Raw genomic sequence first — 20,510 nt, 5'->3', positions numbered from 1 at the left:
ACATGAAGCGGATACGTCAGGGCTGGAACACTCTGCGGCGCAGCAGGCGAAGCGGTGTTTCGCTGATCGTAGCACTTTGTGCTGTTGCCGTCCTGATCGGGCTTTCGCTCAGTATCGTGTATTCCTCATCCATGCTGCTCTCGCGGGCCAACCGCAAGATCGGCAGGGAACGCTGTTATCAGCTGGCGCAGTCCTTTGCACAGGTGCTGGACAGCGAGCTGCAGGAATACAAAACAGTAAAGCCGGAATTGGATACCAATTTTGCGCCAGAAGGCTGTTTCTACCGTGAAGTGAACAACATTTTAGCGGAAGATACGGGATTGGGTATTTACGATCCGGACCGTTCGGATGAAACCACTGCCTGCTATAATGCGGGTTCGACCGAGGATAACTACGGCAGGATTACGATTCTGATCCGTGATGTTACCGATGTGCAGGACCCGATCACAGGCGATACCTTTGCATACGAAGCCCGGGACAAAGGCACCGAAAAAGCAGAGCAGACAACCTTTAACAGACATCAGGTTTGGGTAGGCGTCAAGGCGGAAAAGGGAGCGGACAGCTACATGTACACCACAGAATACCGCCGAAAGGACAGTTTTCAGCCGATCTACACATGGAAAGGGGAAGACGGCGTCAGCGGACAGTTCACGGTCTACTGGGTAAACGGACGCTTTTGTCTGAGTGCCAACGGCGAGGAGCCGGTAGAGCCCAGGATGATTGGCGAGGGCGAGGATGCCCGCAGGGAGCAGGTGGAGATCAGCTACACCTATGATATCAACAATCCGACATACAGCCGATACGAACCCATCCACAAGCCGGCAGCCCGGACAACCGGAGGTGCAGCCGATGAATAGACTGATTCGCGTGCTGCGCGACCGCCAGGGCGAATCCATGGTGGAAATTCTGGTTTCCACGGTGGTGTTCATGCTGCTGCTGGGAGCGCTGAACGGCGCAGTCGGCTTTGCCTCAAATGCGCAGCGCAAGTCGGAGCAGCTCCGCAGGGACGCGACCGAACTGCAGGAAAGCGTGCGCGGGAATGCAGAAGTCGCGGACGGCGAAGCTGCCGCGTACAATTTTAAGGTGACGACGTCGAACGGCGAAGATACCGATATTGACGCCTTCCACGTAAAGGTAAAAAAGCAGACCGTAAACGCCAAAACCGAGGACGGCAAAACCGTGCCCTTCTACCGGTTTGCGAAGGGAGAGTGACGGCATGAAACGCATTCGCTCAATCCTGCGCGGCCGGGAAGGCATGACACTGGTGGAGCTTGTGGTCGGCGCCGGACTGCTGTGTCTGGTCATCGGCATATTCAGCGCGTCGCTGCGGCCGGCGGCCGAGGTATCGCGCCGCACACAGGAGCTGAACAGCGCCGAGCTGATCGCGGACGACCTGCTCGAAACCGTGCGCAGCAAGGTGGAGACCGCCACGGATTACATCAAATGCTATGACAGCGGCACGGACGTGACGAATAAAACCGGCTCGTCCGAAGGCTCGGCGATCGAGTTTGGCTATGAGACCGAACAGGGATACAACGCGGCGGAGCTGCTGACGGCAGACGGCTGCGGACCAACCAAAATCGTGATTGCCGATAAGGACTCCGGCGAGCAGCCTCGGGTGGAAAAGGGGTATCTTGTCGAGCGCTATTATAAAGACGGCTACAGTCAGGATGCGGACGGCAATCCCATTGCCCGAGCCATGACGAAAACCTACGCAGAGGGCTTTTATATGGGGCTCCGCGCCGGACTGTATTTCAAAATCGACGAAGCAAAGCACACCGTTACCGCCACCGTGACAATTTACCGCGATAAGGATTTGACCGATAAAATCTATTCGGATTCGCTCATTATCGACCTGCGGTACGATATTCCGGTGAAAACCGGGGTAACGGCAACGAAAAAGCCGGCATAACGGCAATGTAATATGTGTAACTCTGCGGAGCACCGCCGCAGCTTACAGAGATAGAAAAACAAAAATAAAATTGGAGGAATAAGATCATGATGGAAAAAATGATCGCGCTGCAGCAGAAGCGCCGCAGCAAGAAGGGCGGCTTTACGCTGGTAGAGCTGATCGTGGTTCTGGTTATTCTGGCGATTCTGGCAGCACTGCTGATTCCGGCTCTGACTGGTTACATTAATAAGGCTAAGGAGAAGTCTCTGGTTGCTGAAACCCGTCAGGTTGTAATGGCTGCGCAGACTTTGTATGATGAATACTACGGTACGCTAGCTACTAATGCTACTCCGGTAACTGCTCCGGCGGATACGGGTGCTGGTAATTTCACGAAAGCAAAGATTGCAGAACTGGCAGAAGTCGATACTGCTAATATCACTACTATCACAGTTGGTACTAACAATAAGATTAACAAAGTAGAGTATACTCGCAACGGTAAGACCTGCACTTATGATGGCGCTACTTACAAAGTTGATAAAGCTAAGTAATCATGCCTAACCGCACCGAACGCCACGGACCGACTGCGCCGATCAAATACGGCGCGGTAAGCTGGTGGCTGACGGTGGTGACCTGATTCATACCGCTGTAACGATGCGGAACGCAGTAACGGTGCCTGCGTTCGGCTTGCGGACGGTATGGCGGGTCACAGCCCCTTAACGCTTAAGAGGCTGTGACCTGTCATGCGGTTTTTGTATGGCAGATTCTATTTGTAAAAATCATTTCAAACCAACCCAAACGAGGAGGAAACCAATGCTTTACATCGCCTATGCTGTATTATGGCTGTTACGGTTTGCATTGGGCGCATGCGTATTCAGCTTTCTCGGTGTGGTGGTATGGCGCCTGCCGCGCAGAGAGAGCGTGGTGAAGGGACGCAGTCACTGTCCGGTGTGCGGGCGCACGCTGTCGGCGGCGGAGCTGATCCCGTGCCTGAGTTATCTCCTGCAGGGCGGCAAATGCCGCGGCTGCGGTGCAAAAATCCCCGCAAGGGATTTCTGGATCGAGGTGCTCGGCGGCTTGTGCTCCTGTGCCTGCGCATACGCCTTCGGCGGCGAGAGCGTACAGGCGGCGCTGGCGTTCGTCGTGCTCGGCATTCTGACGGTCGTAGCGCTCATGGACATGGACACGCTCGAAATCTACGACCGGTTTCCGGTGCTGCTGTTTGTCTGCGGCATCGCGGCGCACATACTTATCCCCAGCCTGGGGATAAAATCGCGGCTGATCGGCTGCGTGATCGTCAGCGTGCCGATGCTGCTTCTGGCGCTTATCGTGCCCGGCGGCTTCGGCGGCGGTGATATCAAGTTGATGTTCGGCGCGGGTTTTTTCCTCGGCGCAAAGCTGACGGTCGTTGCCGCATTCATCGGCATTCTGCTCGGCGGCGGCTTCGGCGCGCTGCTGCTCGCCCAAAAGAAGGCAAACCGGAAAAGCCAGTTCGCATTCGGTCCGTTTTTGTGCATCGGCATTGCGATTGCCATGTTTTTCGGAGAAACGATCGCGGACTGGTATATGGGATTATTGTAATGAATGGAGAGGAGGGTCAGCATGGCTGCATCTGACAACCGCAGGCTGACCGTCACGGTCAAACCGAACAGCGGTCACACGCTGTTCCGCTACACGGCAAAGGACATAGACGGAAAGATAGTCCGCGGCACAATGGAGGCTGCGGACTATGACACGTTGTATACCCAGTTACTCGCTCAGGGGCTGTACTTGCAGAGTGCGACCCGCTGCGGTGCGGGCCGCAAGCCGCGCACACTGCGTCCGCAGGAGCTGAGCGACCTGTGCCGTCAGCTGTCCACGCTGCTGGCTTCGGGCGTCAGTCTGGTGCGCGCGCTGACGATCATCTCGCAGGATGAGGGCATCAGCGCGGGTCTGCGCCGCATTTACGAGAGTGTGTTGGGTGAAGTCCGGAAAGGCTCGAGCCTTTCTGCCGCACTCGAGGCGCAGCAGGTGTTCCCGACGCTCATGCTCGGCATGATCCGCGCAGGCGAGGGCAGCGGCAAGCTGGATCAGGTCGCGGAGCGGCTCGCCATCCACTACGAGAAGGCACACCAGATGAACCAGCAGGTCAAGTCGGCGCTCATGTACCCGATGATCCTTGCGATTCTGGCGGTCGCGGTCGTTATCGTTATCGTAACTTTCGTGCTGCCGCAGTTCAGCGATCTGTTCTCCACAATGGATTCGCTGCCGGGCGTTACGCTGGCGCTGATGGCGTTTTCCAATTTTATGGTTACCAAATGGTATCTGATGATACTGGGTGTCGCGGCAGTGGTCATGGTTATCCGCACGCTGCTGCGCATTCCGGCCGTCCGGCTGGAAATGGACCGGCGCAAGCTCAAAATGCCGGTTTTCGGTCCGCTCAATCAGGTTATCTGCACGGCGCGGTTCGCGCGAACCATCAGCAGCCTGTACTCGAGCGGTCTGCCGATCGTCACTGCGCTGCAGACCGCCTGTGATACCATCGGCAACGCCTACATCGTTTCGCAGTTCGATGAGGTGCTCGTGCAGGTGCGTTCGGGCGTCAGCCTGTCCGCCGCCCTCGAGAACGTAGACGGCTTTCAGCGCAAGCTGTGCAGCAGCATTGCAGTTGGCGAGGAGACCGGACGACTGGACTCCATGCTGGATTCCATCGCGGATTCGATGGAGTACGATGCACAGCAGGCGAGCAAGCGCATGATGACCATTCTGGAGCCGATGCTGATCGTGCTGATGGCATTTGTGGTCGGCTTTATCATTATCGCAGTCATGTCGCCGATCATCGGCTCGTACAGCGCGATAGAGAGTTCGGGGAACGTATAACCTCGGAAACGTGTAAACCTCACAAAAGGGGAGAAATGAGAATGAACACAACCGTTTTGGCGCTGCAGGAGGAGCAGGTGCTTGTCGCGGTCGGCAAGTCCGGCGCGCAGCCTTCCGTGCAGGCGCTTTACAGTGCCCCCGCACACGGCGGCGGCATGGAAAACTGGGAGAAGGCGATAGGCGCACTCTGGCAGCAGCACAGGCTGCCGACCCGCGGCATCACGCTCGTCCTGCCGGATGAGGCGGTTGCCACCAAGACGATCACCGCACCGAGCATGCCGGAAAACAAGCTGGAGGAGCTTGTGCGGCACGAAATGCGTCCGCGGGAGGATCAGCTTGCGGCGGCGGACTATGTGCCGCTCGGCACAGATGCCGAAGGCCGTCAGCAGCTGTTCTGCGCTGCCTGCCGCAAGGAAACGATGGAGGAATACCTTGCAATGACCGACCGGCTCGGCCTGCGCCTGCAGAGCGTTACCGTTACTATGGCAGGACGGCTCAAGCTCCTGCATGCCATGCAGTCCATGCAGGGCAAGACCTGTATCTGGCTGTGCTTTGAGGGCAGCAGCGTGCTTTCGCTGCTGGTTGAGAACGGCGAGTACCGTTATTCCAGCCGCAGCCGTATTTTCAGTGAGCCGGGCACGGTGGATTTCGGCACCGAGATGACGAGGGATGTCTCCGGTACGATGCAGTTCCACACGGCAAGCCGCTCGGGCGGCACGCTGACCGATGTGTATTATGCCGGCTGCTCGGATGATGATTTCGAGGTGTGTCTGGCGGGTATCCGCGGTCTGGGTCTGAAAGTGAGCCGTCTGCCCGAATGCCGTGCGTTCCGCGCCCTGCCGAATGGCGAGCGGCTGGACGACTGGCTCGGCTGTGCCGAGACTTTGATTCGAACCGTGCTTCGTGCAAGCAAGGAGCTGGATCTGCTCCGCAGCTATCGGCGTTTGTCCCGCGGCAGCAAAGGGCAGACCGGCCTGCTGCACAGCTTCTACACACCGATTGCGGTGTGTCTGGTGGTGTGCGCTGCGGTCTGGTGTGTGTTCCTGCAGATGAACAGCAGCCTGAGCCACAGGACCGACGACATCAACGACTGGCTGAACGATCCGACCGTGATCGAGCAGTACAACGAGGCTGCCGAAAAGCAGCAGCGCAATGACAATCTGGTGCAGGGACTGCAGCAGGTGCGCAATCTGACGGACGCGCTTGCCACCTATCCGCAGGTGGACAGCACCCTGATGAGCAAAATCGGCGCGGCAGGCGGCGCCCAGGTCAGCATGGTGCTGACCGGCTACGATGCGGCCACCGGCGCGCTGCAGTTTGATGCACAGAGCGGCAGCGTTATCGACATTCCGAGCTATGTGCTCAAGCTGCAGAAAACCGGCCTGTTCCGCAAGGTGGACTACACCGGCTATACCTATGAGGACGGCGTGTACGTTCTCAGCCTGAACTGTATCCTGCTGGGAGAGGAGGCAGCCGAATGAACATCGTTGTAACCGAACGTGATAAAAAGCTGCTCCGGCTGGTGGCATGTCTGGCGATAATCGTCATTTTCGGCATGTATCTCATCCGTCCTGCGATGAAAAATCACGAAACGCTGCAGAACGAATATGACGCCGCCGAACAGAAGCAGCAGGAATATCAGACGCAGATTGCCGCACTTGCGACGATTGACGATATTATCGCGCAGAATAAAGCCGCGCTGAACACGGCAAGCGAAAAATACTACAAGGGCGATCTGGAAACCCGTCAGATGGACGATATCATCACGGGTATCGCGCTCGAGAACGGACTGTTTCCGCAGTCGCTGACGCTGACGGAGGCCGCTCCGGGTGCGGTCAGCGCGTATCTCGCCGAGCAGGAAGCTGCACAGACGGACAGCAGTGCGGACACCTCATCCGATACGGAATCCGCCGATTCGACCGACGATACATCGGCAGCGCCGGTGCAGCCGGTCAACTGCGTTTACATCGGCACTGCGACTATCTCGGCGCAGGGCGCCGTAACCCAGTGGCTGAACTTCCTTGATGAGGTGGAGCACAAGTACAAGGGTCTGCGCGTGACCAATTTCAGTATTGCAGACTATGATTATGTGGAGAACAACACGCAGGCGGTCAGCACCAATCTGATCACCGGCACGCTGGAGATCTATATGTGTGTCAGCGACAAGGAGGCGGACGCATGAAAACCAATTTGCGTATCGGCGAAGTGCTGATGGAGCGCAATTACATTACGCAGGAGCAGATGGAGCAGGCGCTCGCCTACCAGAAGGAGCACCGTGAAAAGCGAGTCGGTCAGATCCTGATCGAGCTGGGCTTTGTCACCGAGACGCAGGTGATCGAGGCGCTGGCTGCCCGTCTGGGACTGGAAATTGTGAGCATCGGACAGATGCAGGTCGATCTGACCGCTGTCCGCATGATTCCGCGCGAGCTGGCGGAAAAGCAGAACCTGCTTGCGGTCGGCTTTGCGGACAAGAGCCTCGAGGTTGTGACGAACGATCCGCTCAACTACTTTGCCTTTGAGGAAGTGCGCCAGCTGACCGGCTGTCAGGTGGTCATCCGCCTGAGTGAAATGGGTCCGCTGCAGAGCGCGATTCGCTACTATTACGCCGAGGTCGGCGCGCAGCAGGCGGCACAGACCGCCAACGAGGACTTTGCAGAGCGTAATGTGGAGATGCTGCAGGTCGAAGAAAGCGAAAGCGGTGATCCGGAAGCGCCGATCGTCAAGCTGCTCAACAGTCTGCTCGACCGTGCAATCAGCACCGGCGCGAGCGACGTGCATATCGAGCCGTTTGAGGGCAGCACGCGCGTGCGCATGCGTATCGACGGCACGATTGTTGATTATGTAACGCTGCAGCGCAGTGTACATCAGCCGCTGATCGCGCGAATCAAGATCATGGCGAACCTCGATATTGCCGAGCGCCGTCTGCCGCAGGACGGTCATTTCCGTATCCGTGTGGGACAGAGCGAGTACGTCAACATCCGTGTATCGCTGCTGCCGACCGTGTTCGGAGAAAAGGCCGTGCTGCGAATTCTGGCAACGGCCGGTCAGGTCGATTACGCCGGCCACTTCGGCATGGATGACGAAAGCTATGCAAGGTTCCTGCCTATGCTCAACTCACCGAACGGTATTATTTATATCACCGGTCCTACCGGCTCGGGTAAGTCCACTACGCTGTATATGGTGCTCGAGTATCTATCGCACCGGCAGGTGAATATTTCCACGGTTGAGGATCCGGTGGAGAAGAACGTGCCGAGCATCAACCAGACGCAGGTCAATCCGGTTGCCGGACTGACGTTTGAGTCCGGTCTGCGCGCACTGCTGCGTCAGGACCCGGATATCATCATGGTCGGTGAGACCCGTGACGGCGAAACCGCCGGTATTTCGGTTCGTGCCGCCATCACCGGTCACCTGGTGCTGAGTACGCTGCATACCAACGATGCGGTCTCGAGTATCGTCCGTCTGGCCGATATGGGCATCGACCATTATCTGATCGCAAATTCGCTGGTCGGTCTGGTCGCGCAGCGACTGATGCGCAAGGTGTGTCCGCACTGCGGCAGAGAGGTCGCAGTTACGCCGCAGGAGCAGGCGCTGCTCGGTAAGGATATCACGACCATCAAGCGCGGCACCGGCTGTACGCACTGCAACGGCACCGGCTACCGCGGCCGTATTGCTGTGCATGAGATCGTCACGATCGACCGCAATATCCGCCGCATGATCAGCCGCGGCGCCGAAACCGAGGAGATCGAGGCCTACGCGCGGGAACAGCAGGGCATGCGCAGCCTGAAGGAAAAGGGTCTGGAGCTGGTAAAACAGGGTGTTACTACACCGGAGGAGCTGCTCAGGATCGCGTATTACGCATAACCGGAAACCGCTCTGTATCTTTTGATACAGAGCGGTTTTAACGATTATGAACAGAATTACAGAACGAAATTCACATAAATGAACTTGCGTTCACTATTGATTGGCTCCCCGGAGCCGAAAACTTTTCCTTTACATTCTTATCTCAAGCGGGTATAATACCCATTGATGGATGGCATTCCGCAGAGCGGAAGCTATACCTTGTCACAACATGTTTTTCAAATTTTTCCGACAGTGATTTTACGTTGCGTCACACCATAGAAAGCGGGTGACAGCATGAACATTGGCATTGTTGGAGCAGGAAAAGTCGGCTTTTCCTTCGGCAGACTGCTTGCCGAGAAAGGCGTGCGGATATCCGGCTATTACAGCCGCAATTCCGACAGCGCAAGAGAAGCCGCAGAATTTACAAATTCCGGACACTATACCGACCTGGGCAAACTCATCGAAGATAGTGACGCGATTTTCATCACCGTTCCGGATAATGCGATTACCGAGGTATATCGGCAGGTCGCAGAATTTGAAATTCAGGACAAGTATATATGTCATTGCAGCGGCGCCTGCACAGCCGGGGAAGCCTTTCCCGGTATTCACGCGCAGGGAGCCTATGCAATATCCATTCATCTGCTATTTCCGATCAGCAGCAAGTATAACTGCTGGCGGGAGCTGGCAGGTGCTTTTTTTTGCGTCGAGGGTGACACGCAGGCGGTCGAGGTCTTTGTGCCGCTGCTGCGCGGACTGGGACTGCAGGTGCAGACCATTTCGCCGGAGAGCAAGGCGCAGTACCACCTCAGCTGTGCGCTGGCGAGCAACTTTGTCTGTGCACTCGTGAAGCGCAGCGCAGAGCTGCTGAGCGGCTGCGGATTCTCCGAAACGGACGCACTGCACGCGCTTGCGCCGCTCATGCGGAGCAATCTGGCGCATGTGATCGAGCACGGTGCCGTCTCAGCGCTGACCGGACCCATTGAGCGCGGCGACACGCAGACCGTGCAAAAGCATCTGTCGTGCCTGACGGAACGAGACGACCGGCAGCTTTACGCGCTGCTGGGACTCGAACAGGTCAAAATGGCACAGGAAAAACATCCTGAGCAGGATTACGGCATACTTGCCGCCCTGCTGAATAGGGAAAAGGAGCAGAAAGAATGAAGAACACAGTGAGTACATTTCTCTCGATGAAGCAAAACGGCGAGCGCCTCACCGAGATTACCAGCTACGATTACACGACCGCCAAGCTGGTGGAAAAGGCGGGCATCAACGCCATTCTGGTGGGCGATTCGCTCGGCATGACCATGATGGGTTATGACACGACCCTGCCGGTTACGATGGAGGACATGATCCACCACAGTGCCTGTGTCGTGCGCGCGTGCGAGAACACCATGGTCATCATGGATATGCCGTTTATGAGCTATCAGGCGTCGGTTTCCGAAGCCGTGCGCAACGCAGGCCGGCTGATGAAGGAAGCGCGCGGCCATGCGGTCAAGCTGGAGGGCGGCGCAGCCGTTGCCGAGCAGATTCGCGCGATTACAGACGCCGGTATTCCGGTGCAGGCACATATCGGCATGACGCCGCAGAGCGTCAACGTGTTCGGCGGCTTTAAGGTACAGGGCAAGGGCGAGGATGCGGCAAAGCGGCTGCTCGAGGACGCCTTTACCGTACAGGAGGCCGGTGCATTTTCGGTCGTGCTCGAGTGCGTACCGCCCAAGCTGGCGGCGCTCATCTCGAAAAAGCTGACCATCCCGACTATCGGCATCGGCGCGGGCGCAGGCTGTGACGGACAGGTGCTGGTCTATCAGGATATGCTCGGCATGAATATGGACTTTACGCCCAAGTTCGCCAAGCAGTTCGACAATATCGGTGAGCGCATGGTGGACGCGTTCCGCGCTTACATGAACGAGGTGCAGAACGGCACGTTCCCGACCGAAAAGCAGAGCTTTGTCAAGTCTGACTGCAGCGATGAATATCTCGCCAAACTCGACGCTGAATTTTGAGAGAAACAGGAGCATATACAATGAAAATCGCAACAACCATCGCAGAAGTACGCGCACAGGTGCGCGAGTGGAAACAGCAGGGTCTGACCGTCGGTCTGGTGCCGACCATGGGCTATCTGCATGAAGGACACGCCAGTCTGGTCAAAACGTCCGTGCAGCAGTGCGACCGCACGGTAGCGTCCGTGTTCCTCAATCCGACCCAGTTTGGTCCGGGTGAGGATCTGGAGACCTATCCGCGTGATTTTGAGCACGACTGTGCGCTGCTGACCGAGTGCGGCTGTGACATGGTGTTCCATCCCGAGGTGTCCGAGATGTATCCGGACGGCTTTGCCACCTTTGTTGAGGTGCAGTCCGAAATGCCGCGTCAGCTGTGCGGCAAGACCCGTCCGATTCATTTCCGCGGCGTGTGCACGGTCGTTTCCAAGCTGTTCAACATCGTAACGCCGGATAAGGCGTTCTTCGGTCAGAAGGACGCACAGCAGCTGGCGATCATCCGCCGCATGGTGCTCGACCTGTCCATGGGCATTGAGATCGTCGGCTGCCCGATCATCCGTGAGGCGGACGGTCTGGCGAAGTCCTCGCGCAATACCTATCTGAGCGCAGAGGAGCGCAAGGCGGCGCTTGTGCTGTCGCGTGCTGTAAAGCTCGGTCAGGAGCTGGTACAGAACGGCGAGAAAAACGCGGATGCAATCGTCAATGCCATGCGTGCGCTTATCGAGCAGGAGCCGCTCGCGCGTATTGATTACGTTTCCGCAGTGGACGGCCTGACCATGCTGCCGGTGCATGAGATCAACGGCGGCGAACTGATCGCTATGGCGGTCTATATCGGCAAAACACGCCTGATCGACAACTTTTCGGTGGAGGGATAAGTCATGACAGTACAGATGCTCAAGGGTAAAATCCACCGTGCAACGGTCAAGCAGGCCGAGCTGAACTACGTCGGCTCGATCACGGTTGATGCCGATCTGCTGGATGCGGCCGGCATTTATGAATACGAGAAGGTTGCCATCGTGGATATTGAGAACGGCAACCGCTTTGAGACCTATACGATCGCCGGTGAGCGTGGCAGCGGCATGATCTGCCTGAACGGCGCCGCAGCGCGCTGCGTCAGCGTCGGTGATAAGGTCATTCTGATGGCGTACGCGCAGCTGACGCCGGAGGAGGTCAGGAACGGCTATGCTCCGCAGGTCGTGTTCGTGGATGAGGAAAATAAGATTGTCCGCACCACCACCTATGAGAAGCATGGTCTGCTCAAGGATATGGCGTAATGAAAAAGGAGAACCCGGGTGGGTTCTCCTTTTTTGTTGGTGTCAAGGTGAGCGGTTCTGCAAGGTAGAAGGTAGGAGTTGATGGATAGGTGAAATCCGTAGGTGCCGTCCGTCACAACGCGCAAACAAGTTGTGCGGCACTGTCATCCCTCAGGGGACTTTCTCTTGCCCTTCGGGCAGCTCACCTTATGCGCCCGCGCGGCGTCAGAGCACGTCCCCGCGCTCCGCAGAGCGCAGCTCTCCGTTGAGATTAAGCGAAAACCTTCCCGCCCGGAAAGGGCGTATTGCTAACGCAACTCGTGTGCCCCGCAAAACCGGTGCCGAGTAAACCGGCAAATCAAAATTTTCGATTGAAGATTAAACCGACTCCATCTCCGCCGCAGAGGACTTGTCTGCGTTCTCGCGGAACAGCAGACCGAAAATGCGGCGCACCAGCGGACCGGCTGCAAAGAACTGCCACAGCAGTGCCATCGGGAAATTCATAACGGTGGTCTGTACCCAGATTGCAAAGAACTGTGCGTTGTGGCTGTCCTTGAACAGCAGGGTGGCAAAGAAGCTCATGCACGGGCACATCAGCCATACGGATGCAGCCGAGATGGCAAGCATAATGCTGGTCCGGCTGGCTTCGCGCGGGTTGACAAGACGAAACGCGACCTTCATCGCCAGTTTGCCGACAAACACCAGCTCGAGCAGAATTGCGATAACAGTCATGATCGGCCACTCGTGGAATACTGCGAGGAATACCCAGTTCTGCATGGAACCGGTGTTCAGCACGATGTTGTACGCTACCATGCCGTATACCATGACAGAAGCCATGATAATGGTGTAAATAACGTCCTGAAATTTGTTTTTTGGCATTTTGTTTTCTCCTTTTTGTGTATGTGAAATATTTTTTGATAACGAATAGAAATGCAGCTGAACGCAAAAAAATAGGACGAAGTAAACTTTCGTCTACTTCGTCCTATGGACTACTTCAACTACCATTAATTGCAAACATTATACCACATTTTATGGGTGTTCGTCAAGGCTAACTTCGTTCTTGACAATACTGTTCTCTGGGTGTATACTGTGTCTGTAAATAAGCCCCCCTCCATCGGGGGAGGGGCATAGACAGGAGATGCGATATGAAACAACGGTTTCGGGTGGGCGGCATGAGCTGCGCGGCCTGCTCCGCCCATGTGGAGAAAAGCGTTTCGGCGGTGCCGGGTGTCAGCGGCGTGCAGGTAAATCTGCTCGCCGGCAGCATGGCGGTCGAGTACGACGAAAACGCGTGCGACGCACAGACGATTATAAAGGCGGTCGAGTCCGGCGGCTACACGGCTGCGGTGGACGACGGCAAACAGACCTCGGCTCCGGCGCAAAGCCCGCAGGCGGACGAGGCGCTGAAGGAAATGAAGACCCGCATCATCGTTTCGGCGGTGTTCATGGTCGTTCTGATGTACTTCTCAATGGGTGAGATGGTCGGCCTGCCGCTGCCGTCCTATGCGGCAGGCATGGACGGCATGCTCAATCTGGCACTCACGGAGCTGATCCTCACGCTGCCGATCGTCATTATCAACCGCAAATACTATATCAACGGTTTCAAAACGCTGCTGCACCGTGCCCCGACGATGGACGCGCTCATCGCCGTCGGCTCGGGTGCCGCGCTTGTGTACGGCATTTATGCGCTGATTCAAATCGCGCTTGCGCCCACGCCGGAAGCAGCCCACGGCTTTATGCACGACCTGTATTTTGAGTCCGCAGGCATGATTTTGACGCTGGTAACGCTCGGCAAGTTCTTTGAGGCGCGTGCCAAGCGCAAGACCGGCGAAGCAATCGCGGCACTGATGGACCTGCGTCCGCAGACCGCCGAGGTCATCCGTGGCGGTCAGACCATGCAGCTGCCGATTGAGCAGGTGCAGGTTGGCGATCTTGTTATCGTGCGCGGCGGTCAGTCCGTGCCGGTTGACGGCGAGATTACTGAGGGCAGCGCTTATCTGGATGAAAGCGCCATCACCGGCGAGAGCATGCCGGTCGAAAAGCATGTCGGCGATACCGTGATCGGTGCAACTGTGTCCAAGAGCGGCTATGTTGTCATGAAAGCGTCGCGTGTCGGTGACGATACGACCCTGAGCCAGATCATCCGTCTGGTAGAGGAGGCAGGCGCGTCCAAGGCGCCGATTGCCAAGCTGGCGGATAAGGTGGCGGGCGTGTTCGTGCCGGTCGTTATGGGTATTGCACTCGTGACGGCAATTATCTGGCTGCTGGCCGGCGAAACGCCGAGCTTTGCGCTCACGCGCGCGATTTCGGTTCTGGTCATCTCGTGCCCGTGCGCACTGGGACTGGCTACGCCGGTCGCAATCATGGTCGGCACGGGTGTCGGCGCAAAGAACGGCGTGCTGTTCCAGTCGGCGGAGGCGCTGGAGAACCTGCACAATGTCAACGCGGTTATCATGGACAAGACCGGCACCGTAACCGAAGGCCGTCCGGTCGTAACCGACGTAAAATCCTTCGGCGTGGAGTCGGCTGACCTGCTCTCGCTGGCGCTGTCGCTCGAGAGCCGCAGCGACCATCCGCTGGCGGATGCCATCGTGCGCTATGCACGCGAGAGAAACGCGCAGGAGCGTTCGGTCACTGACTTTGAGATGCTCGAGGGGCAGGGTATCCGCGCCAGCGTGGACGGCGTGCCGTGCTTTGCGGGCAACCGCCGGATGCTGCTCGCAAACGGCCTCGCGCTGTCCGGCTCGATGCAGAAGCTGGGCGATGAGTTCGCCGCAGCAGGCAAAACGCCGCTGTTCTTCGCGGCAAACCGTCAGATCGTCGGCATTTTTGCGGTCGCTGACGTGCTCAAGCCGACCAGCAAGGCGGCAGTCGAAGCGCTGCGCAGCATGCACATCGACGTAACGCTGCTCACCGGCGACAACAAGAAAACCGCCCAGTCCATCGCGTCCGAGCTTGGCGTGACCGATGTGATCGCTGAGGTGCTCCCGCAGGACAAGGAGCGCATCGTGCGCGAAAAGCAGGGCAAGAATCGCAAGGTTGCCATGATCGGTGACGGCATCAACGATGCACCGGCGCTTGCGCGTGCCGATGTCGGCATTGCGATTGGTGCAGGCACGGACGTGGCTATCTCGTCTGCTGACGTTGTGCTGATGAAGAGCGACCTGATGGACGCGGTGGACGCCATCCGGCTGTCGCGCCGGACCATGCGCAACATTCGCCAGAACCTGTTCTGGGCGTTCTTCTACAACTGCATCGGCATTCCGATTGCGGCGGGTCTGCTGTGGGTGCCGTTCGGCATCAAGCTCAGTCCGATGATCGGCGCGGCGGCAATGAGCCTTTCGTCCGTCTGCGTGGTATCCAACGCGCTGCGCCTGCGCTTTTTCAGCGCAACACCGAGAAAAACGGCGGGGACGCCTGCTGTTTTGCCCATAAGCGGCGAAAAGCCGCTTACGGCACATAAAAAGGAGGAAAATGTTATGGAAAAGACAATCAAGGTTGATGGCATGATGTGTCAGCACTGCGTGGCACATGTCAAAAAGGCACTCGAGGGTGCGGCAGCCGGCTGTGATGTTGCGGTCGATCTGGATGCAGGCAAGGCAGTTGTTTCGGGCAAAACGCTGCCGGAGGATGCCGTTCTGACCGCAGCCGTCACCGAGGCGGGCTATGAGGTGGTTGACATCAAATGATGGCAGATCGTAAAAAGGTCGAGCCGCTGCTCAAAACCGCGCGCGGGCAGATCGACGGCGTGCTCAAAATGATCGAGGACAACCGCTACTGCATGGATATTATGATGCAGCTGCAGGCGGTTGAATCGCTGGTGCATAAGGCGCAGAGAGAGGTTCTTCGCGGACACCTTTCCGGCTGCGTGCAGGATGCGTTTGAGACCGGAGATCAGAACGAGCGTGAGCAGAAGATCGCAGAGATCATCAAGCTGCTGGATAAAGCGTAAGCGGAAGGACGTGCCAAAAGGCACGTCCTTTTTGCTTGAAAACTGAAGATTTGTGCAGTTTCCGCAATCAGAAACTGCGGTATGATCGAAATCGGTGCCGACACGGTTATCAAGAACAACGGCAGCAAAACTCAGTATGGCGGCGGTATTCGCAATTAAGGTGAAATTACTGTTTCTGCTGGTGCACAGCTGTATAACAACCATGCAGATACTGCAGGCGACGATATTTACAGCGTAACAGATACCTATGAACCTTCGCTCACTTTTACACCTGTCGGCAAGGACTGGGTACTGGACGACTGCAACGACCCGATCGTAGGCTGGTATCACGACGGCAAGGAAAAGCTGACGGACAATGCCTACAAGCGCTGGAACGGTGATGGTGAAGGCGATGCCTACTACGCTGATGAATACACGGTTAGCGAAGAGGCTGTTTCCGATGCACTGGCACTCAAGGCTGCACACGGTCAGTTCTGCAGCGTAACCTACGAAGTAACCGGCGACATTCCGTCTGATGCAGGCGCAGTTCCGGCGGCAGCCAAGGTGAAGAAGGGCGGCAGCTACACCGTCGCACCGGTACAGACCACCTCGCAGAGCCGCTACACGTTCAGCGGCTGGCGCAGGGAGGACACCAATGAAATCGTAACTGTGATTGAGAAAATCGACAAGGACATCAAGCTGATCGGCGTATGGACCCGCAGATCGTCCGGCGGTGGCGGCGGCAGCAGCAAGCCGACCGTTGACATTCCGGATGATGTACCGACCTCGGCGCACCTTGTGGGGCAGATTGTACTAATTGTTAGATTCGCAGGTGTTGTCCATCGCCACCAGACCGACGAGTTGTGCAGCACTGTTATCACCCAGGACCTCTCTCTTGCTCTTCGGCGATTCACCTCGTGTCGCGCTTGCGGTATCGCCTTAACCGTATGTGTAGCAGTACGCTGTCTGTGAACTGCGAATATTTCACGAAAGACACTCGACGGTAACCGACTGCCGTTCCCCATTTCGGAGCGGTCGCCGGTCTCTGGTCTGCGCCAGACTAACAAACAAGGGAAAGGGATGAAAATCAGAGGGTGGAAACCGTAGGTGTCTACCCTCTTGTGCCCCTGCCGGGTAGGCACATCCCCGCTGAATCTCAGCGAAAAACATCCAGTCCGTTAGGGACGAATACGCTTACGCAGTTCGAGTACTCCGCTCAGCCGGTGCTGAAAAAGCTGCCGCCCGGACAGGGCGTAGCGCATACGCGCCTCGTGTGCCAAGCAAAACCGGTGTCGAGAATGGCCTCTGCTAAAGATAAAAAGAAAAAGCACTTACTTTCGTAAGTGCTTAATGGTGGAAGTTACAGGGCTCGAACCTGTGACCCTCTGCTTGTAAGGCAGATGCTCTCCCAGCTGAGCTAAACTTCCATTTTGGTGACCCAGCGGGGATTCGAACCCCGGACACCCTGCTTAAAAGGCAGGTGCTCTGCCGACTGAGCTACTGGGTCAGGTCAAAAAAGTTTTGCGCTGAGTATGAAATTAAGTCGTATGCCGTAATGGCAGGGACGGCTGGATTCGCTTTCCAACGGGAAAGCCACGGCGGTTCGAATAATCCACCGGATTATTCTCAAGAGCCGCCTTTCGAATCCAAGGATTCAAAATCTGCCATAATGGCAGGGACGGCTGGATTCGAACCAGCGAATGTCGGCGTCAAAGGCCGATGCCTTACCGCTTGGCGACGCCCCCGTATTCGTTTGCTCGAAACAGCGTTACCCTAAAGATAACGCGCTGCGTTCGCAGCGCGTCACAGGGTTATATGGGGTGGGTAAAGGGACTCGAACCCTCGACCCTCGGAACCACAATCCGATGCTCTAACCAACTGAGCTATACCCACCATATAAAGTTTGCAGCCGACGGAAATGGCACGCCAGGAGGGATTCGAACCCCCGGCCTACTGCTTAGAAGGCAGTTGCTCTATCCGGCTGAGCTACTGGCGCATATCAATTCCGACAAACCCATTCGAAGAAAATGGAGCGGGTGATGGGAATCGAACCCACGTGTTCAGCTTGGAAGGCTGACATTCTACCATTGAACTACACCCGCGGGTCTTTCTGACGCTCATTTAGTATATCAATAAAACCCCATAATGTCAACATCTTTTTTCAAATTTTTTTGAAAAACTTTTTTCGGCCAAATTTGCAAAGAACATCAAAAGGGCAGACGGTCATGCTATACTGTAATCAAAGGAGGGAGAGAGCATGAAAGCAACGATCTTACTGGCCGAGGATGAGCAGGCCATGCGTGAGGTGCTGACCGACTACTTCACCGCGAAAAGCGGCGGCGATTTCAAGGTCGTGCCTGCGCCGGACGGCGACACGGCGCGGCACTTAATCGAGACCCGGCGGTTCGACCTGCTGCTGCTCGATATCATGCTGCCGGGCACGGACGGCTTTGCGCTGTGCCGCGCGGCACGCGAGCAGGGAGACGCGCCCATTCTGTTCGTCACGGCGCGCGAGGACGAGCAGGACAAGCTGCACGGCTACGGCCTCGGCGCGGACGATTATGTGGTCAAGCCGTTCTCGCTGGCGGTGTTGTACGCCAAGGCACTGGCGCTCCTGCGGCGAGCGCGGGGCCTCAATGCCGGGAATACGCTGACAGCGGGTACCCTGTCACTCGACCCGGAACGGGGGATTGTCACAGCGGACGGCAGGCGCATCGACCTGCCGCCCAAGGAATTTGCTTTGCTGCGGGCGCTGATGGAGCGCAAAAACCGCGTGCTGACCCGGGACGAGCTGCTTAATCTTGCGTGGGGCTGGGATTTTGACGGCACGGACCGCGTGATCGACGGGCACATCAAAAAGCTGCGCCGCGCACTGGGACAGCACGCGGACTGCATCAAAACCGTGGTGAAGCGCGGCTACAAGCTGGAGGTGGACGGAGATGAAAACCAAACGTAGAACCTTTTGGAGCTTTTTCACACGAATCGGCGCGGGATTCCTTGCATTCTGGCTGGCAGTGATGGCGGTGTTCACCGTCCTGCTGTCGCAGCAGCGTGCAAAGCTCATGCTGGCGGAAATGGAAAGCAAATCGGACAAGTTGATGGGAGAGGATACCGATGTTTTGCTTGATCCCTCGAGCTATGACACGACGGACGAGACGGAACTGCGCAGACGATTGAGCAAGCCGGTATTCATGGCGGACAGCGCAGACCCGCCCAATCTGCAGATCATCGAGACCGCTATCACCGACCTGAACTCCGGCAAAGTTCTGCAAAGCAACCGCTGGTGGCTTGAGTTGATCGAGGGAGTCAACCTGTACCGCGTGGATATGAGCGGTCAGCCGCGCGAGGTGTGCGAGGCGGTTCTTGCGGGTGCGGGCACAGGCGAGTCGAAAATAGAATCGCTGCCGAAGATGACCTTTGAGGCGTGGGCGGACAGCGTGCCCGGATACCGCGATGACGCCTATCTGAAATCCATCACGATCGAGCCGACCAAGAGCGGCACTTGGGAGCCGACCGGAGAGGTGCGCACGATTGAATGCGCATATGACGCGGAGCAGGTGAAAGGTCTGACGCTGAAAACCATGAGTTGGAGTCGCTTGGTGTGCCCCGGACCGAACGGCGCCACGACCGAACAGATTGCGGAATCCCTGTCCTCGCCCGCGCGGCAGGCGCTGCGGGAATGGGCAGAATACCCGAGCCGCACAAACAGCAGCCAAACGGTCGAGAAGCTGTGGCTCGTGCGAACGTACCGGCGGACGATCAGATATTGTCCGTTTGCGGAAAGCGGCGCTGTGCTGGTGTCCTATGCGGCGGAAGGATATCCGCTCAAAGCCTTGCTGCCGGTACTGATTCCCGTATGGGCGTTCAGTCTGGTGCTGGCGCTATTCTGCGCGGCAGTGCTGTCCGGTGCGCAGCTGCGCGTCTGGCGCAAACAGGAGCGCATAGAGCAGGTACGCCGCGAAACGACCGCCGCGCTCGCACACGAGCTGAAAACGCCGCTCTCCGTGCTCAGCGCCACCGCCGAGCTGCTCGGTGATAACCTTGCACCGGAAAAGCAGGCACACTATCTGGGTGTCATTCAGCAGCAGGCGCAGCGGATGGACGGCAGTGTGCGGCAGATGCTCGAACTGTCGAGACTGGAGACCGGCGCAAAAGCTCTGCGGCGAACGGCGTTCTCTCTGGCAGAATTGGCGCAGGAGCGCCTGCAGGCGGCTCTGCCGGCCGATTCCACCATTCGCACCGAATTTGCAGCACAGGGCGAATACGAGGTCAATGCAGACAGGGCACTGCTCGCGCGGGCGCTGGATGCCCTGCTTGAGAACGCCGTGCAGCATACACCCGAGAGTGGCTGCATCACGGTGCACCTCGCGGACGGCGTGCTCTCGGTGACGAATACCGGCGACGCCATTCCGGCGGACGCGCTGCCGCGGCTGTGGGAGGCGTATTATCAGGCCGATCCGTCACGCAGCGCAAAAGGCGACGGACTGGGACTGTCGATCGCGAAAACCGTGTTCGATCTGCATGGCTTCTCCTGCGGAGCGGAGAATACCGAAATCGGACCGAAGTTCTGGTTCCGATTTGCCGATAAATAACAAAAAACCGCTCGAAAGAGCGGTTTCAGTCTGTCAAAAAAGTATTATTTTAATTTTTACGCTTCGTGCGGCAGCACGCATAAAATAGAATTTGCGAAGCAAATTCATAAATTCCGGGAGCATGTATCTCGGAATTTATACAAGGGAAGA

Annotated in this window: 19 protein-coding genes and 6 tRNA genes; 18 read left to right on the top strand and 7 right to left on the bottom strand. The window is 57.2% G+C overall.

Going from position 1 to position 20,510, the window contains the following annotated elements:
• Positions 1 to 2 precede the first annotated feature (2 nt).
• The 13 genes from ACWVX6_RS04575 (at position 3) to panD (ending at position 11,858) form a co-directional block, all read left to right on the top strand.
• Positions 3 to 857, top strand: a complete 855-nt coding sequence (locus ACWVX6_RS04575) for a hypothetical protein (protein WP_455152465.1) — start codon at positions 3 to 5, stop codon at positions 855 to 857.
• Positions 850 to 1,212: a type IV pilus modification PilV family protein gene (locus tag ACWVX6_RS04570; RefSeq protein WP_455152464.1), complete on the top strand. Its 363-nt coding sequence runs from the start codon at positions 850 to 852 to the stop codon at positions 1,210 to 1,212. The genes ACWVX6_RS04575 and ACWVX6_RS04570 overlap by 8 nt, the downstream gene beginning before the upstream one ends.
• 4 nt (positions 1,213 to 1,216) lie before the next feature.
• Positions 1,217 to 1,912 carry a type IV pilus modification PilV family protein gene (locus ACWVX6_RS04565; RefSeq protein WP_455152463.1) on the top strand — a complete coding sequence of 232 codons (696 nt, stop codon included), beginning with the start codon at positions 1,217 to 1,219 and terminating at the stop codon, positions 1,910 to 1,912.
• A gap of 86 nt (positions 1,913 to 1,998) precedes the next feature.
• Positions 1,999 to 2,439 (top strand): prepilin-type N-terminal cleavage/methylation domain-containing protein, encoded by a 441-nt coding sequence (locus ACWVX6_RS04560; protein WP_455152462.1) that lies wholly within the window; start codon positions 1,999 to 2,001, stop codon positions 2,437 to 2,439.
• A gap of 262 nt (positions 2,440 to 2,701) precedes the next feature.
• The gene (locus tag ACWVX6_RS04555) at positions 2,702 to 3,469 is read left to right on the top strand and encodes a prepilin peptidase (RefSeq protein WP_455152461.1); all 768 of its coding nucleotides are present in this window, start codon (positions 2,702 to 2,704) and stop codon (positions 3,467 to 3,469) included.
• Positions 3,470 to 3,490: 21 nt separating this feature from the next.
• Positions 3,491 to 4,747 carry a type II secretion system F family protein gene (locus ACWVX6_RS04550; protein ID WP_455152460.1) on the top strand — a complete coding sequence of 419 codons (1,257 nt, stop codon included), beginning with the start codon at positions 3,491 to 3,493 and terminating at the stop codon, positions 4,745 to 4,747.
• A 41-nt stretch (positions 4,748 to 4,788) separates the two neighbouring features.
• Positions 4,789 to 6,228 carry a type IV pilus biogenesis protein PilM gene (gene pilM, locus ACWVX6_RS04545; RefSeq protein WP_455152459.1) on the top strand — a complete coding sequence of 480 codons (1,440 nt, stop codon included), beginning with the start codon at positions 4,789 to 4,791 and terminating at the stop codon, positions 6,226 to 6,228.
• A complete protein-coding gene (locus tag ACWVX6_RS04540; RefSeq protein ID WP_455152458.1) occupies positions 6,225 to 6,929 on the top strand; it encodes a hypothetical protein in 705 nt (234 codons plus the stop codon). Before pilM ends, ACWVX6_RS04540 begins: the two co-directional genes overlap by 4 nt.
• Complete coding sequence (locus ACWVX6_RS04535) at positions 6,926 to 8,608, top strand: GspE/PulE family protein (RefSeq protein ID WP_455152457.1); 1,683 nt, start codon at positions 6,926 to 6,928, stop codon at positions 8,606 to 8,608. The genes ACWVX6_RS04540 and ACWVX6_RS04535 overlap by 4 nt, the downstream gene beginning before the upstream one ends.
• 273 nt (positions 8,609 to 8,881) lie before the next feature.
• Positions 8,882 to 9,748 (top strand): Rossmann-like and DUF2520 domain-containing protein, encoded by an 867-nt coding sequence (locus tag ACWVX6_RS04530; RefSeq protein ID WP_455152456.1) that lies wholly within the window; start codon positions 8,882 to 8,884, stop codon positions 9,746 to 9,748.
• On the top strand, positions 9,745 to 10,590 hold the full coding sequence (gene panB / locus ACWVX6_RS04525) for a 3-methyl-2-oxobutanoate hydroxymethyltransferase (protein WP_117489630.1): 846 nt from the start codon (positions 9,745 to 9,747) through the stop codon (positions 10,588 to 10,590). Before ACWVX6_RS04530 ends, panB begins: the two co-directional genes overlap by 4 nt.
• 20 nt (positions 10,591 to 10,610) lie before the next feature.
• On the top strand, positions 10,611 to 11,459 hold the full coding sequence (gene panC / locus ACWVX6_RS04520; RefSeq protein WP_418974174.1) for a pantoate--beta-alanine ligase: 849 nt from the start codon (positions 10,611 to 10,613) through the stop codon (positions 11,457 to 11,459).
• 3 nt (positions 11,460 to 11,462) lie between these two features.
• Positions 11,463 to 11,858, top strand: coding sequence for an aspartate 1-decarboxylase (gene panD, locus ACWVX6_RS04515; RefSeq protein WP_110435293.1), 396 nt, complete (start codon positions 11,463 to 11,465; stop codon positions 11,856 to 11,858).
• A 357-nt stretch (positions 11,859 to 12,215) separates the two neighbouring features.
• Here panD and ACWVX6_RS04510 read toward each other — a convergent pair whose 3' ends face one another.
• A complete protein-coding gene (locus tag ACWVX6_RS04510; RefSeq protein ID WP_118760846.1) occupies positions 12,216 to 12,716 on the bottom strand; it encodes a DUF2798 domain-containing protein in 501 nt (166 codons plus the stop codon).
• A 266-nt stretch (positions 12,717 to 12,982) separates the two neighbouring features.
• Here ACWVX6_RS04510 and ACWVX6_RS04505 point away from each other — a divergent pair, with 266 nt between their 5' ends.
• From ACWVX6_RS04505 to ACWVX6_RS04495, 3 genes are all read left to right on the top strand, one after another.
• Entirely contained in the window at positions 12,983 to 15,526 is a 2,544-nt protein-coding gene (locus ACWVX6_RS04505; RefSeq protein ID WP_455152455.1) for a heavy metal translocating P-type ATPase, read from the top strand.
• Complete coding sequence (locus tag ACWVX6_RS04500) at positions 15,523 to 15,789, top strand: metal-sensing transcriptional repressor (protein WP_118478176.1); 267 nt, start codon at positions 15,523 to 15,525, stop codon at positions 15,787 to 15,789. The genes ACWVX6_RS04505 and ACWVX6_RS04500 overlap by 4 nt, the downstream gene beginning before the upstream one ends.
• Before the next feature lie 543 nt (positions 15,790 to 16,332).
• Positions 16,333 to 16,740 (top strand): hypothetical protein, encoded by a 408-nt coding sequence (locus tag ACWVX6_RS04495; RefSeq protein ID WP_118760848.1) that lies wholly within the window; start codon positions 16,333 to 16,335, stop codon positions 16,738 to 16,740.
• A gap of 379 nt (positions 16,741 to 17,119) precedes the next feature.
• Here the strand turns inward: ACWVX6_RS04495 and ACWVX6_RS04490 are convergent.
• The 6 genes from ACWVX6_RS04490 to ACWVX6_RS04465 all read right to left on the bottom strand — a co-directional run bounded on the left by ACWVX6_RS04490 (position 17,120) and on the right by ACWVX6_RS04465 (position 17,870).
• Positions 17,120 to 17,195: transfer RNA gene (locus tag ACWVX6_RS04490), tRNA-Val, on the bottom strand.
• A gap of 4 nt (positions 17,196 to 17,199) precedes the next feature.
• Positions 17,200 to 17,275, bottom strand: a tRNA-Lys gene (locus ACWVX6_RS04485).
• 163 nt (positions 17,276 to 17,438) lie between these two features.
• Positions 17,439 to 17,513, bottom strand: a tRNA-Gln gene (locus tag ACWVX6_RS04480).
• Between the two features lie 71 nt (positions 17,514 to 17,584).
• A tRNA-His gene (locus tag ACWVX6_RS04475) sits at positions 17,585 to 17,661 on the bottom strand.
• A 26-nt stretch (positions 17,662 to 17,687) separates the two neighbouring features.
• Positions 17,688 to 17,764 (bottom strand) — tRNA-Arg (locus ACWVX6_RS04470).
• A 32-nt stretch (positions 17,765 to 17,796) separates the two neighbouring features.
• A tRNA-Gly gene (locus ACWVX6_RS04465) sits at positions 17,797 to 17,870 on the bottom strand.
• A gap of 155 nt (positions 17,871 to 18,025) precedes the next feature.
• On the opposite strand from ACWVX6_RS04465, the gene ACWVX6_RS04460 reads away from it, so the two are divergent.
• A complete protein-coding gene (locus ACWVX6_RS04460) occupies positions 18,026 to 18,724 on the top strand; it encodes a response regulator transcription factor (protein WP_455152454.1) in 699 nt (232 codons plus the stop codon).
• The gene (locus ACWVX6_RS04455; RefSeq protein ID WP_455152453.1) at positions 18,708 to 20,360 is read left to right on the top strand and encodes a sensor histidine kinase; all 1,653 of its coding nucleotides are present in this window, start codon (positions 18,708 to 18,710) and stop codon (positions 20,358 to 20,360) included. The genes ACWVX6_RS04460 and ACWVX6_RS04455 overlap by 17 nt, the downstream gene beginning before the upstream one ends.
• Positions 20,361 to 20,510 lie beyond the last annotated feature (150 nt).

Source organism: Butyricicoccus sp., assembly GCF_977037065.1.
This window is presented reverse-complemented; position numbering and strand designations above follow the sequence as displayed.

Excerpts from the sequence above, each read along its gene's own strand:
- ACWVX6_RS04575 (WP_455152465.1), top strand. The coding sequence starts at position 3 with ATGAAGCGGATACGTCAGGGCTGGAACACTCTGCGGCGCAGCAGGCGA.
- ACWVX6_RS04570 (WP_455152464.1), top strand. The coding sequence starts at position 850 with ATGAATAGACTGATTCGCGTGCTGCGCGACCGCCAGGGCGAATCCATG.
- ACWVX6_RS04565 (WP_455152463.1), top strand. The coding sequence starts at position 1,217 with ATGAAACGCATTCGCTCAATCCTGCGCGGCCGGGAAGGCATGACACTG.
- ACWVX6_RS04560 (WP_455152462.1), top strand. The coding sequence starts at position 1,999 with ATGATGGAAAAAATGATCGCGCTGCAGCAGAAGCGCCGCAGCAAGAAG.
- ACWVX6_RS04555 (WP_455152461.1), top strand. The coding sequence starts at position 2,702 with ATGCTTTACATCGCCTATGCTGTATTATGGCTGTTACGGTTTGCATTG.
- ACWVX6_RS04550 (WP_455152460.1), top strand. The coding sequence starts at position 3,491 with ATGGCTGCATCTGACAACCGCAGGCTGACCGTCACGGTCAAACCGAAC.
- pilM (WP_455152459.1), top strand. The coding sequence starts at position 4,789 with ATGAACACAACCGTTTTGGCGCTGCAGGAGGAGCAGGTGCTTGTCGCG.
- ACWVX6_RS04540 (WP_455152458.1), top strand. The coding sequence starts at position 6,225 with ATGAACATCGTTGTAACCGAACGTGATAAAAAGCTGCTCCGGCTGGTG.
- ACWVX6_RS04535 (WP_455152457.1), top strand. The coding sequence starts at position 6,926 with ATGAAAACCAATTTGCGTATCGGCGAAGTGCTGATGGAGCGCAATTAC.
- ACWVX6_RS04530 (WP_455152456.1), top strand. The coding sequence starts at position 8,882 with ATGAACATTGGCATTGTTGGAGCAGGAAAAGTCGGCTTTTCCTTCGGC.
- panB (WP_117489630.1), top strand. The coding sequence starts at position 9,745 with ATGAAGAACACAGTGAGTACATTTCTCTCGATGAAGCAAAACGGCGAG.
- panC (WP_418974174.1), top strand. The coding sequence starts at position 10,611 with ATGAAAATCGCAACAACCATCGCAGAAGTACGCGCACAGGTGCGCGAG.
- panD (WP_110435293.1), top strand. The coding sequence starts at position 11,463 with ATGACAGTACAGATGCTCAAGGGTAAAATCCACCGTGCAACGGTCAAG.
- ACWVX6_RS04510 (WP_118760846.1), bottom strand. The coding sequence starts at position 12,716 with ATGCCAAAAAACAAATTTCAGGACGTTATTTACACCATTATCATGGCT.
- ACWVX6_RS04505 (WP_455152455.1), top strand. The coding sequence starts at position 12,983 with ATGAAACAACGGTTTCGGGTGGGCGGCATGAGCTGCGCGGCCTGCTCC.
- ACWVX6_RS04500 (WP_118478176.1), top strand. The coding sequence starts at position 15,523 with ATGATGGCAGATCGTAAAAAGGTCGAGCCGCTGCTCAAAACCGCGCGC.
- ACWVX6_RS04460 (WP_455152454.1), top strand. The coding sequence starts at position 18,026 with ATGAAAGCAACGATCTTACTGGCCGAGGATGAGCAGGCCATGCGTGAG.
- ACWVX6_RS04455 (WP_455152453.1), top strand. The coding sequence starts at position 18,708 with ATGAAAACCAAACGTAGAACCTTTTGGAGCTTTTTCACACGAATCGGC.